The sequence below is a fragment of the Liquorilactobacillus ghanensis DSM 18630 genome (genome assembly GCF_001435235.1).
In the GTDB taxonomy this organism is placed as follows: domain Bacteria; phylum Bacillota; class Bacilli; order Lactobacillales; family Lactobacillaceae; genus Liquorilactobacillus; species Liquorilactobacillus ghanensis.
In genome coordinates this window covers 383,168-396,479 of record NZ_AZGB01000018.1, presented here as the reverse complement: position 1 = coordinate 396,479, position 13,312 = coordinate 383,168, and the positions used below count along the sequence as shown (strand labels likewise).

At 37.2% G+C, this 13,312-nt stretch carries 10 protein-coding genes; 1 reads left to right on the top strand and 9 read right to left on the bottom strand.

Annotation, left to right across the window (positions count from 1 at the left end; genetic code table 11):
- Positions 1 to 366: 366 nt before the first annotated feature.
- The 6 genes from FC89_RS09175 to FC89_RS09150 all read right to left on the bottom strand — a co-directional run bounded on the left by FC89_RS09175 (position 367) and on the right by FC89_RS09150 (position 7,412).
- Positions 367 to 762, bottom strand: coding sequence for a DUF956 family protein (locus FC89_RS09175; RefSeq protein WP_057872247.1), 396 nt, complete (start codon positions 760 to 762; stop codon positions 367 to 369).
- 173 nt (positions 763 to 935) lie between these two features.
- Positions 936 to 1,850: a PTS system mannose/fructose/sorbose family transporter subunit IID gene (locus FC89_RS09170; RefSeq protein WP_057872246.1), complete on the bottom strand. Its 915-nt coding sequence runs from the start codon at positions 1,848 to 1,850 to the stop codon at positions 936 to 938.
- A 21-nt stretch (positions 1,851 to 1,871) separates the two neighbouring features.
- Positions 1,872 to 2,690 (bottom strand): PTS mannose/fructose/sorbose transporter subunit IIC, encoded by an 819-nt coding sequence (locus FC89_RS09165; protein WP_057872245.1) that lies wholly within the window; start codon positions 2,688 to 2,690, stop codon positions 1,872 to 1,874.
- A gap of 45 nt (positions 2,691 to 2,735) precedes the next feature.
- A complete protein-coding gene (locus FC89_RS09160; protein WP_057872244.1) occupies positions 2,736 to 3,728 on the bottom strand; it encodes a mannose/fructose/sorbose PTS transporter subunit IIA in 993 nt (330 codons plus the stop codon).
- Between the two features lie 111 nt (positions 3,729 to 3,839).
- Positions 3,840 to 4,331: a PTS sugar transporter subunit IIB gene (locus FC89_RS09155; RefSeq protein ID WP_057872266.1), complete on the bottom strand. Its 492-nt coding sequence runs from the start codon at positions 4,329 to 4,331 to the stop codon at positions 3,840 to 3,842.
- A gap of 231 nt (positions 4,332 to 4,562) precedes the next feature.
- The gene (locus FC89_RS09150; RefSeq protein ID WP_057872243.1) at positions 4,563 to 7,412 is read right to left on the bottom strand and encodes a sigma-54-dependent transcriptional regulator; all 2,850 of its coding nucleotides are present in this window, start codon (positions 7,410 to 7,412) and stop codon (positions 4,563 to 4,565) included.
- A 402-nt stretch (positions 7,413 to 7,814) separates the two neighbouring features.
- Between FC89_RS09150 and FC89_RS09145 the strand changes: the two genes are divergently transcribed.
- Entirely contained in the window at positions 7,815 to 8,555 is a 741-nt protein-coding gene (locus FC89_RS09145; protein ID WP_057872242.1) for an EAL domain-containing protein, read from the top strand.
- On the opposite strand, the gene FC89_RS09140 is transcribed toward FC89_RS09145, so the two are convergent.
- The 3 genes from FC89_RS09140 to FC89_RS09130 form a co-directional block, all read right to left on the bottom strand.
- Positions 8,527 to 9,504 (bottom strand): GGDEF domain-containing protein, encoded by a 978-nt coding sequence (locus FC89_RS09140; RefSeq protein WP_162258276.1) that lies wholly within the window; start codon positions 9,502 to 9,504, stop codon positions 8,527 to 8,529. The two genes, FC89_RS09145 and FC89_RS09140, sit on opposite strands and share 29 nt — an antisense overlap.
- Positions 9,505 to 9,967: 463 nt before the next feature.
- A complete protein-coding gene (locus FC89_RS09135) occupies positions 9,968 to 12,580 on the bottom strand; it encodes a YfhO family protein (RefSeq protein WP_057872240.1) in 2,613 nt (870 codons plus the stop codon).
- A gap of 89 nt (positions 12,581 to 12,669) precedes the next feature.
- Positions 12,670 to 13,312, bottom strand: a 643-nt coding sequence (locus tag FC89_RS09130; RefSeq protein ID WP_201780768.1) for an LPXTG cell wall anchor domain-containing protein, incomplete at its 5' end; no start/stop codon positions are given.

The following is a 13,312-nucleotide window of genomic DNA, read 5'->3' as shown; positions in this document are numbered from 1 at the left end:
TCGAAACTTTGTTCAGTTTTCAAAGGTCTACTGCTTTAATAACACAACTTTTAAATTATATAACATAAATCATAATCAGTCAAGAACTAATTTGAAATATTTATTTTTTAAAAGCTTAGTTGCTCAACAGCAACGTATTTAATATTACCTTTGACTGAATAATAAGTCAAGACTAAATTCAACAAAAACTCACAGCCTCTATGTATCACTTGAGCAATAATCAAACACTACATCAAAAAAAACAAATTTTATTAGTAATGTACCCGCTGTCACGATAATCTATGCCAAAATAAAAATCATTTCATCGTAAAAACCCAACAAAAAAAGGATTTCCTTTTTTTGGAAATCCTTTAAAAATATCCTTCACTACTTGTGATGGTGCTTTTTGACCCAGTTATCTTTGCTTACTTTCAGTCCTCGCATAATAATCTGAAAAAAAGTCAACGAGTGAAACATTTTATTTGGTCCCAGATGGTCACGAATAGATCGCAAAACTTCTTTAGGGTGCCGCGAAGAAAACATATAACGACCATTTTTCTTAGTATTAATTGCGTATCTGGGAATCCATCTTCCCTTTAGTACTGAAGCAGCTTCTACGTAATCAATTTCCTCCCAAGGAATTTGAATGTATTTGCTTTTATCTCGTGAATTATAAAATTCAAAAGCCCGATCGCCAATCATTACTTTACCGTAATCACTCAATCCCAGAAAAGAAGTTGAATCCATTACCAGTTCAACTTTCGTATTAAGCGATTGTACCATTTTCAGTCCTCCTTTACCGCAAACATTACTATTGGTAATTATAAATCAAAATTGAAAATTACTGTAATGTATTGATTATTAAGAAAAAGGTCCATGATAAGCTTTATCACAGACCTAATTACTTACTATAACTTGCACAGCAAAATTTCATTACATCTCAAGCAAGTTTATTTTTAAAGCAAACCAATAACATGCCCTACAATACCAACTACGAAAAGTCCTAAAATAATGACAATCGGTGAAACTTTCTTCTTTAAAAGCCACATGCATAAGAAGGTCAACAGTAAACCTGCTAAGCCCGGAATCAATGAATCTAAATTATTTTGCAATGTTGTAACTTTAGTTGGACTAAGTGCTAAACCGTTTTGATATTGTGTAAACGCTTTTTGCAGTCCAGAATGAGTCATTGAAATCTTATCCCAGTCAATATACGCGCCTTTACTTAATTTAACTTGTGAAACAACCGGCGTAAATTTAATTGATACCCAGCGCTCAACTAAGGCGGCTAAAACAAACATCCCCATCATAGATGCTAAACTGGTAACATCATGAAGTAGTCCACCTGATAAATCGTCTGTAATCTTTGAACCTGCTCGATAGCCAAATTCCTGCGTATACCACATAAATGCCCAACGAATAATATTCCATAAAACAAAGAACAAGATTGGTCCGACAATATTACCACTAATTGCTAGTGAAGCACCTAAGGCACCCAAAATCGGTCGTACCGTGTACCAAAATACTGGATCACCAACACCAGCCAATGGTCCCATCATACCAACTTTAACACCTTGAATAGCAACATCATCTACTGGAGCACCATTAGCACGGTCTTCTTCCAATGCCAACGTAACACCAATAACTGGTGACGCTAAGTACGGATGAGTATTAAAAAATTCCATATGGCGTTTCAAAGCTGCCGCGCGATCTTCTTTTTTAGGATAAAGTTTTTTAAGAGCTGGAATCAAAGCATAGCACCAGCCACCGTTTTGCATACGTTCATAGTTCCAAGAACCCTGAATGAAGGTAGAACGCCAAGCAACGGACAAACGATCCTTTTTAGTCAGTTGAATTTTCTTCTCTGCCATTTTTATTCCTCCTTCATTAAATTAGTAATCATTCAAAATGTCATCTAACGGATCGCCGCCATTACCACCGTTACCACCATTACCACCGTTGCCGCCGCCATTAGCAGCTTTTTTCGACAAGTTTTGGTAAATAAAGGCTAATGCAAGACCCAGAGCACCAATTGCAATTAAAGTCAAATCTGTAACTGTTGCTACTACAAAACCAATTGCAAAGAATGGCCAAACTTCGCGGCTTGCCATCATGTTGATAACCATTGCATACCCAACAGCAACAACCATACCACCACCAATGGTCATACCATCGGTTAGCCATGAAGGCATTGCTTCCATAACGTTTTTAACAGTTGTAGCTGGAATAAACATCATAGCTGCTGCAGGGATTGCAATCCGCAAACCTTGCATACAAATCGCTACTACCTGCCAAAAATCAATCTTACGAGTATCTCCTTCTGCAGCTGCGGCATCCATGAGATGAACAATCGGTACAGCTAATGTCCGGGCAATCATCGTTAAGAACAAACCGGCAACCGCCAATGGAATCGCCATCGCAACTGACGTTCCAACACCCTTAGCACCTTGACCGCCTAAAACCAAAATAATAGCAGAAGCTACAGCAGCTAAAGCAGCATCAGGAGCAACCGCAGCGCCGATATTTGCCCAACCTAAAGCAATCATTTGCAACTGTCCCCCTAAAATAACACACGGAATCAGTTGACCGGTTACTAAACCAATTAAAGTACATGCTACTAGTGGTTGATGAAATTCAAATTCATCCAGAATACCTTCCATCCCTGCAAAGAATGCAACGATGACAACTAGAATAATCGATATAGCAGACATGATAATCCTCCTTTTTCTTCAGTTAAATCTATCTGATAACTACAATTAATCTTTAACTGCAGCTAATTCAGATTTGGCTTTTTTAATTAATTCATCCATATTACCATGTGAATCATTTGGAACCTTTCGAACATCAAATTTAATGCCCTTTTCTGCCAGTTTTTCAAATGTTTCCACATCTTCAGGTCCCATAGACAATACTTTATTAACAACAACTTTCCCGACCGAATGCGCCATCGAACCGATATTTAATTCTTTAATATCAACGCCGCCTTCGATTACCCGCAAAGCATCTTCAGGATTCTCAAATAACAGCAATGCTTTAGTATTGCCAAAACGTGGATCTTTAGCAACTTCAATTAATTTTTTAATCGGAATAACATTTGCTTTGACATCTGGCGGAGCTGCCTGCTCGATCAGCTTTTTACGCAGCTCGTCTTTGGCAACATTATCTGAAACCACAATGATTCGATTCGGCTGAGTCGTCTTTGTCCAAGCCGTAGCAACTTGTCCATGCAGTAAACGTGAATCAATCCGTGCCAAAACATATTTGATCTTACCATCACCAACAACCGTTCCCGGTGCCAATCGGCCACGCGGCCCTTGAGCTGCTTTAGCAACTGCTTTGGTCTTGGGCTGCAATTCTTCTGGTTTGACCTTTACCCCATCTTTAGCTGTGGCAATAATATGTGAAGCAATCTCGTGGGCTGAATTCATTGATAATCTTGAGGCATAAGCTTCAATTACCATTGGCAAATTCATTCCAGCTACAATTGCCCACTTATCCTTGTGTGCTTCCAATAAATTATTGGCCTGGTTAAACGGTGTTCCGCCCCAGAGGTCAATTAAAAATAAAACCTGATCTTGATCATCAAACGATGCAATTGCTTTTTCCATCTTAGCTCTGACATCATCTGGACCCTCGTTAGGCATCAGCGTAACAGCTGCAACGTTTTCCTGCTCGCCGAAGATCATTGACCCGGATTGGTGAATGCCTTCAGCAAAGCCGCCGTGACTTGCTAGGATAATTCCTACCATGTTTAATACCTCCTAAAATTTATTCCCTCAAAAGGTTAAGGGTTGCAAAGTGTCGCGCATTCTTTGATCGCCAAAAAATGCCTGTCGTTGGAACTCTCACCACCTTTCACATCAAATCAGCTTTTTATCTTTCAGATACTTCCACAAATCTTTGGAATTATCTCCTGAAACTTTGCGAACATCTAATTGAATTCCATGTTGATGCATCCATTTAAATGCCAAGACATCTTCCTGATTAACGGCAATCGTATCGGTTACCATTACCCGGCTGCTATCAAAACTCAATGCACCAATATTGACTTTGGATACTTTGAGTCCTCCGGCAATTAAACGTTGAGCATCACGCGGCCGTTCAACTAAAATCAAAACCCGAAAGAAATCAAAACGCGGATCACAATAGATACTAAGCATTTTAGCCACCGGCATAACATTGACCTTAATTCCCGGTGGTGCTGCTTGAAACATCAAAGTTCGCCGAATAGCATTATGAGCTGCTTCATCTGAAACAACCAAAATCCGACTAACTTTAGTTACCTTTGCCCAATTGGTTGTGACCTGACCATGCAATAAACGACTATCGATTCGTAACAACCGAATATCCATCGGCATTCATATCACCAAATCCTAAATTACTGATTTTGCAAAAAGCAGTTAAAATTCACAACTACCAGTTTTGCATTACTGATTTGCTCCACCTGACAACACTACACTATCTTATAAGCAAATAACATGCCAACTTTTGTGTATCGTTTTCAAGAGCGCTAGAACAGCAATCCTTATTGTAAAATTAAAAAAGATACACTATCTTAAAGATAGTGTATCTTTAGTGTATCATTATTTTTGTATTTCTGTATCGATCAATTGATAAATATAATACGTTTCGGCAGCCGTTAAACTCAAATTGAGAGTTTCTCGTAAAATATCGTTAGCCTGCGTGATTATTTGGAAAAGCTGATTATTCTGTAATTTTGCTATTTGTTTTTGCTCCACGTGCATTTGTGAATGTGTTAAGCAGCGTTCAATTGCGCCAGCCAAATGCATAATCAAACTAAGCTTAAATGAATTTTTCAAAGTCAATTGTTGTCGGCGTTCAACAAAATCACAATAACTATCCAAAACCTTGATGATCTTAGCCGGATTGATAAACGTGAAATACTGGCCCAGGTACTTTTCAGCCAATTGTTCAGCTACCTGTGGTGAATCTTCCAACATCATTAGAGCTGATTGATCCTCACCGCTTAGTTGATCGATCATATTAATGAAAGCCTCACTCCCACCTTGAAGCAGACTTTCGAGCGAAATAAACGGTGCAGCAATATCAGGTTTAGTTACCCCTGTCGTCGCAATAATCTGATATTCCTGCTGAATCTGTTTAAGCCGTTCCTTCATATTAACGATTGAAATTGGGATTACACTAACATCCTCAATCAAATTATCAATTAGAAGTTTATCCAGCATATTCTTAATCTTTTGAGCTGTTCCCTGACCGGTCGAACAAATTGCTACAATTGCTTTATGCCGCTGATCTGTAGCGGTTTCATTTGCCGTTTCGGTAACTGATGGTTTATTCTCATAACCGCTAGGGGTTCGCGAATAACCATCAAACTCCTGCAATTCATGCGACACCGTCTGCAAATCACTGTCAATTAAAGCTGTCTTACGAGCTGCCTCTAAAACCATTGCCGTTGTTACCATATCGATTGTTTTAACCTGGATATTAGTCATGTCCGTCAATTTTTCGCTAAAAGTACTCAAAGAACCCATGTCGACCAATAATAAAACGCCATTACCCTGATCCACTTTTTTAACTTGCTGCGCAATTCCCAATAAAGCACTTTTAGGGCTCATCTCCAGTGGCATATCAAAAGCAGCGATGTTATTAACAGATAATAATTGCGAAACTACTTGTGACATGGAAGTTGCCGTACTTTTTCCATGAGCTGCAACAACGATCCCAACTTTTCCAGTTTTAGGTGCTAATTGTAAAGAAGCCAATAAAACCGCTAAATAGTAAACTTCAGATTCAGGAATTGGTATATGGTAATGTTTGCCAATTAACTCCTTGACTTGACCTGCCATTTTTAATTCCGCCGGATAATCATGCACCAAAGAGATTAAGTTAGCTGAAACTTCTCGCAATGGTTTACCGGCTTGGACACGTTTAATAAATGAACTTATATGCAAGCTCATCGCATATATAAAGTTTTCCCGAACCGGATACTGCTGCTGTCGTAGGAAATGCTGAATTTGTTTGGTCAAATCAATAATTTCCTGATCAACAATTTCATTAAGCCGATCCTCAGCTTTATTAAACTGACCTTGATGATAAAAGGATTTTAAATGAAGATTAATGTCAGTCATAATAAAATTATTAATCGTTGCTTGATCTAACCCCTCATCTTTTAGCAAAGCCGCTTTATCACCGATAACTTCATATAAATTATAGGGTAATTCATAACTATCAATTTGTGGAACATCACGTTGTGCATCTGGTTTGATCAGCATCGTTGGCTCTAGTAAACGCGTCAGCTTGCCTAATTCTTCCCGATTGCCAGCTAAATTGGATAAACCGTCTTTTATATTCGTTGGCAATTGTTCAAATTTCAAAATAATCTCATTTTCATCTTGGATACTATTTAAGAATCCTTGGGCACAAACTAATTGAATATTCGACTTAAGTTGGCCAACATTACCATAAGTTACGCTCCCTAACAAAGCTTGAACAACATCCTCATTCAAACGAATGTTTTTGTGAATACGATTAGCCTCCAACGTCAGTAATTGTTCTAATAATTGCAGTTTTTCCTTTGGTGTCCGCTGATTAAACGGTGGTAATTGGATTAAAATTGGAATTCGGCGGACAAAAGTTTGAAGTAAAGCGCTTTCTGGATTTTCCGTTGTAGCACAAATCAACCGAACATCAGCGTGGTGTGTCTTGGCAGTTTCACCTAAGCGATTATAAGTACCATGATCCATAAAATAAAAAATCATTTCTTGGCCTTCTGGCGGCAGCCGATGAACCTCATCTAAAAATAGAATCCCCCCGGCAGCTTGCTCGATCAAACCAGGTTTATCTTCATCGGCACCAGTAAATGCCCCCTTAACATATCCAAATAAATGCGACATCAAGAGCTGCGGATTATGTGCGTAATCCGCACAATTGAAAGTAGCAAATTCCTGATCCTTAATTAATCCCTCAGCTCGCGCAAAACGATACATCGTGTTGGCAAAGTATGTTTTTCCTGAACCGGTTGGCCCAATAATTAAAGTATTCAATCCATGGGGCGGATAAAGCAATGCTGCTTTAGCTTGTTCAACTTGGCTTTTCAAACTTGCATGGCTACCAACCATCTTATCGAAAACATTCCGATTATCATACTCAGTCGTCGGAAATGAATTGATTTTGGCTTGGCCAGCAAACCCAATTGTTGGTGCCTGTTCAAGCTGAGGATGATCGGCCATTGTCGTATTAGCAACTGCTTTTGTTGCTGTCACCGGTAAATAATGAACTGGTCGACCTTTAAGTTTGTAAACCAGCTGTTGTCGTACCAGATTATTTAGTTCCTTGCTGACGTTTGATCGTAAAATATCAAGTGCCTGAGCAATTTCGTTGGTCGTCAAACCAGTTGAAGCTGTCCCAGAGTGTGATTGCAGATACTGCAGGATTTTTTCCCGCCGAGTCATATTTGATTCACCTTCTCCTTAAGAACTTGTGTATCACAAGTGTATCATAGAAGTGATTGCAGCGGATAAATTATAACCCAGAACAAACTTTTCTGGCCTGATTTTCCTACGCTATCTTCATCAAGCTTAAGTTACCAGCGATTATTCTTCAATCTTAATATATAAAGCGTACACAATTTAGTTTTTAATTGCGCTTTTGGTCAATTTCTGTTGCTATCTTTTCAGCCCTCTTTAAAATATCTGTTTTTGCTCTACAAATTGTTTGCTAAATTGCCAAAATTGTTCTTCATCTTACAAAGTCCCATAAACTATTTGAACAATAATTAATCATTCTTAATTTTAGCCGATAACCTATGTTAAAGTGTATAATTACTATAATTACTGTTATTGCTGGAGGAGACCATGGATGAAATTTTTGAATCGCACATCAATAATTTAATAACCTCATTTTCTTTTGAGTTGCAACCAATTATTAATGCTTCTAACTTCAAAATAACTGACTATGAGTTTTTACTGCGTTCTAAAAAGTCTAATCAATTTCCATTAAATGAATTTAATTTGATTACCCAAAATGATACAAATAATACTATTTATATGCAGTGGTTAAAAAAAGTTTTAGCTCAAGAGCTGCTTAAAAAACCTGCTAAAATTATTTCAGTTAATCTTGATCCGCAACAATTGATTTATCCCAGCACTCATGTTTTTTTAAGCGAAATGGCGAAGTACCACTCGCAATTAACTATTGAAATTACTGAACAAAAACCACTTACTACTAAACAAAGGCCTTATTTTAGTAACCAATTGTGTCAATTGGAACAACTTGGTTATAAATTAGCCTTTGATGATATTGGCAGTGGACAAAATACTTTGGAATTACTTTTGCACGAGTTGGAACACTTCAAAAGAGTCAAACTTTCTATTCTAAAATTTCAAAAACTGAATACCAAATTATTAGCTGAATTGCTAACTTTCTTCCACATGCTGGCTCAACACGAACAGCTAGAATTAGTCGTCGAGGGGATCGATTGTATGGAAAAAGCTGAGTTAGCTTTAAACCATGGAATCTGTTTGCAACAGGGATTTTGGTGGCGTGATTTAATCAATAATCAGCAACTTAATCAATTACACAATCTGGGCAAATAATCTGTGCTCGTCCGTTATTTTTAGCTAGATAAACAGCAGCATCTGCGTTTCGAATTGCTTCATGAATATTGGCTTTTTGATCCGTATTGGCAACACCGCCAGAAAAAGAAACCTTTACTTGTTGCCCGGTGGTAGTGGAATAACCCTTAGCTGTTAATAGTTCCTCAAACTCCCAGATTTGGGTATAGGCCTCTTCAATCGAAACATCTTTTAGAACCAAACAAAATTCTTCACCGCCGAACCTGAAAATTTTAACTGCTGTTGGATACTTGTCTAGAAAAAAGTGTTTGAGTTTAGCAGTAAATGTTTCCAGTAAGTGATTCCCTTCTAAATGTCCAAATCTATCATTAATACCCTTGAAATTATCTAAATCCAGCATCAGAATCGTATATACTGCACTGGTATCCGTAGAGATCTTAATTATATAATTTGAAAAAGCTCGGTAATTTAATAAGTTGGTTAAATTATCATGATTTGTTTCGTACTGAAGTTTTTTTATCAACGATTCTTTCCGTTGTAATGCAGTCACATAAAGACAGACACTCACTGTAATTAAAATAGAACCAATTAAAATTGGCAAAGAAACCTTTACTAGTTGATTGTTGATCACTAAATTCCACTTATACTGGTTTTCAATCGGCGTAATGATGTTGACCATCAGCATTGAAATTATATATTTAGAAAAAACATCCAGATTAGTCAGCAACTGCATTAGTTCACAAAACACTAAAGATCCGATTGCTTCTGCAATCAGAACCAGCAATACTTTCGATGACAGCATCTTATCAACTGATAGTGACAAGGCTAGCGCAATCGGCACTAACAGAAAAATAAAGTATCCATGATTCCTGCCATCTAGAAAAAAAGATGTAACTGGTACCGTATATTGAAAGCAAATAAGCTGAAAACATTTTAAAGAAAAAGTTGCAACAACAAAATTAAAGACCAAAAAAAATATCACCACTATCGCATATCGAAAAACATCATGTTTAATACTGGCTTCATATAACTTTGAAAAATGAAATTTGCAAAATAAAAAACAAATATTCATAATCGGTATAATAAAGCTTAACGTAAACGCCTCATTCATTACTTTCTCCTAAATATAACTCAAACAAATCAACTATTGTTCTTAAAACAGCTTAACTTCAATATTAAGTTTAACTCATGCTCCTAATTCAACAATATTGATAGCTATATATATGGAATTAAACAATTTATTACCAACTCATCCCTAATTATTTAACTAAATTTAGGCCGTTCAAAAATCTTGTTTTAAATTATAACCTTATTATAACGAAAAAACAATTAAAATTCACTATTTTATAAAAACTTGCTATGGCCATCAGGATAAATTAGTAAGTTAATCAATATCAGTATCTTTTCTTATTTCAATTCTCAAAAATATTAAATTATTTACAATTGGTATTATTTTCACAAATATGGTGTTTTCTGGTCCATCTACCAATTATGTCTAATTCACCAAATGCAAAAAGCACTAAACCAGCAGCAGTCAAAACTATTCCTAGGTAAAACCCCTGCGGAATAAATTTTAGTTGAATCCGATTGATTCCTTTTTTCAAAGGCAATGCCACGAAAAGGCCATCCGTTGTCTGAACCTTAACAGTATGCTGATTAATTTTAGCATGCCACCCCGGATCAAACGGAATCGATGTATACAGCCACCGATGCGTTGTTTTGACTGTTCCTTTAACTTGATTTTTTTGATATTTTAATTTAACTGTTCGTGCTTTCATCCTATCAGTCGCTTGACGATACTTATGCGTGCTTAAAAAAACTACTTTCGGCAACTCAAAAGTCAGCTGATGACTGCCGTAAATTTTAGTTGTAAATGTAATTGTCCGTGCATGCGAATAGTAACCTAAATCAAAAAACTGACCTGACATATTCAAATCGACCTGCCGAAGCAAGTTACGCTGCGGAACATTTAAAACAACATTACAACTATTTCCTTGTCCAGCAAGCAAAGATAAATCAAAGTAAGCTTGACGACCAGCTGGAATTTTTACTTTCCAAGTTAAGGTTTGCAGTGCATTATCACTACTAGTATTTAAATAAAAATGGTGTTTGTCTTTAGTTACCTGTGAGTTGCTTACCAATGTCAGCTGAGGTGTAGTGGAAGTAAAATACTTAGTATTGGCAGGTAAACTGCTAACTGCATTTAACAACTGACTCTGGTTTTTTAGAACGTTGTCGGTCAAATGCAATCGCTGCAAATTAGCATCCGTTAAAATAGCTACTCCCGGAGCAAGTTTATTTTGATACACATGAAAGTTTTCTCCAGCTGATGTGCGGTAAGAGAAACCATACTTGTTGATCGAACCACGCGCTAAATTTAATTTGATAGCCATTAGACTATCCATTATCAAAGTATTATTCGCATATGCAAAGTTCAAATTATTTCCACCTGATTTGAAACCCAAGTGATTCATTTGGGCTTCAAATGGCCGGTTGCGTATTGAGGAAAATAAGTCGGCTGTACTATAACCATAATTTAAGCCATCATTTTGTGATCCTTCATCCAAATTGGCTGCACGTAAAGGGGTAGCTGATTGACGATATGGTTTTAAATCAGCTGTTATTTCTGAATAATTTTGTGTATATAATTTACGATCAGGATAATGCCATTCATTGCTCGTGCCATGAAGCAAACTAAAAGCATTAAACGTCAGCTCACAAATTACCAATAACCCTAGCAAAATCCTCTTGCCCAATTCATAGTTTCCAGAAGGACGGCTTAATAAAAATGAATAAATGATTACTAAAGCTAGCGTAATAATAAAATTAGTATTTCCAGCATAATGATAATGTCCAAAACTGCCTAAATAACCTAAAACCGTAATTATGACCCAAGCTGACCCTACTTTGATTAAACGTGGATCAGTTTTTACTTTTTCCCAAGCCTTGCCAGCTAAAAGAAAAATCAAAAAAGACCATAAAAAACTGTAGCGGTACAAAAACATAGATGGGAAATGCCAACCTTGCCACAATAAATTAAAAATTTGTAAATAGAACCCTAATGCAATGCTAGCTAACAATAAAACATAGCTGATTTTCTCTCGTAAACTAATGTCAGCTCTTACAAAGAAATAAATCGCTAATAACAACGGCAAAATCCCAACATAAACAAATGGTACCGTTCCGAATTTAGTCGTATCGTAGACTCCGACCATATTTTTAATTATTAAATCCCAAAGACCAGCATTATCTGTAAAAAAGCCAGTAAGCTTTGATAACGGTTCGTGCGTCCGACGTAAAAAACTGATTACTGGTAAAAGCAGCCAGCTTGCTGTTAAAAGTGAACAAATCACTGTCCAAAAATAGTTACCTGCGTTTTTCCAAGTAATTTTTCGTTGTGCCCAAGAAATCAATAGATAATACAGTAAAGAAAAAATACCAACCATATAAGCTAAATAAAAATTAGTAAGGAATAATAAAACATAAGCCGCAAATAACAATCTTCTACGCTGAGTAGCAATCAAATCATTAACACCAGCTATAACCAGGGGCAAAATATATAAAGTATCCAGCCACATTGGTTGTTCAGCATACGCTACCCCAAACGCAAGCAGACTATAACATAAAGCCAAAATGTGCTGCTGCCAATCAGCCAAATTGAACGTCCGCTTGGCAAACCAATACCCGCTTAATCCCATTAAGCCGAATTTTAATAATGTCAATAAATAGACAGCATCAACCATCTGGGCTTTCCCAAAAAAATAGACTAAAAAAGTCAATGGTCCACCCAAATAGTAGCTATATAAGCCTAAATAATTCAAACCAAAAGCTGCATTCCAATTATAAAAAAAATTCGCTTTTCCATGAAGCACATCGTGGAAACTATCATAAAAATTAATTGTTTGCGTAAAAGAATCACTTGCTAGAATACTGCGTGGACTACCCCAATAAATGCCATTTAAATAATAGGCTACTGCTAATAAAAAAATTGGCAGTATGAAGGCAAGTAAATATCTGCTAACTTTTAAACACTTATTTAATTTCATTTTTATCTTCCTCTAGTATGTAAGAAGAAAAATGACGGCACTTTACATACAAAGTTCCGCCTTTTTCTTATATTCAAAATAGTAATTTATCAGTTAATTTGTTTTTTATTAACAAATATTAAACCGCCAATCGCAATCACGATTGCCAAAATTCCAGCAACTATCGCCCACGTATCTTGAACCTGCCCGGTTTGTGGCAATGATGATCGTGAACTAGTATTAGCATTTTTTTGAGACGAATCTCCTGTAGTCGTGGTCGTTCCATACCCTAGATTTCCCTGCTTACTGCTTGTTGTTGAATGCCTTGCAAAACTACTCGTTGTTCCTCCAGTTGCTGGTGTCGTGGTACTGCCAGTTGTCGTCGTCCCACTTGTTACTGGCACTGTGGTACTCGTTGTTTCATCGGTTGTTGGTGTTGTAGTGCTACCACCCGTCGTCGTTGTTCCACTTGTTACTGGCACTGTGGTACTCGTTGTTCCTTCGGTTGTTGACGTTGTAGTGCTACCCGTCGTCGTTGTTCCACTCGTTACTGGCACCGTAGTACTCGTTGTTCCCCCGGTCGTTGACGTTGTAGTACTCCCAGTCGTCGTTGTTCCACTCGTTACCGGCACCGTAGTACTCGTTGTTCCTTCGGTTGTTGACGTTGTAGTGCTACCCGTCGTCGTTGTTCCACTCGTTACTGGCACCGTAGTACTCGTTGTTCCCCCGGTCGTTGGTGTCGTGGTACTACCA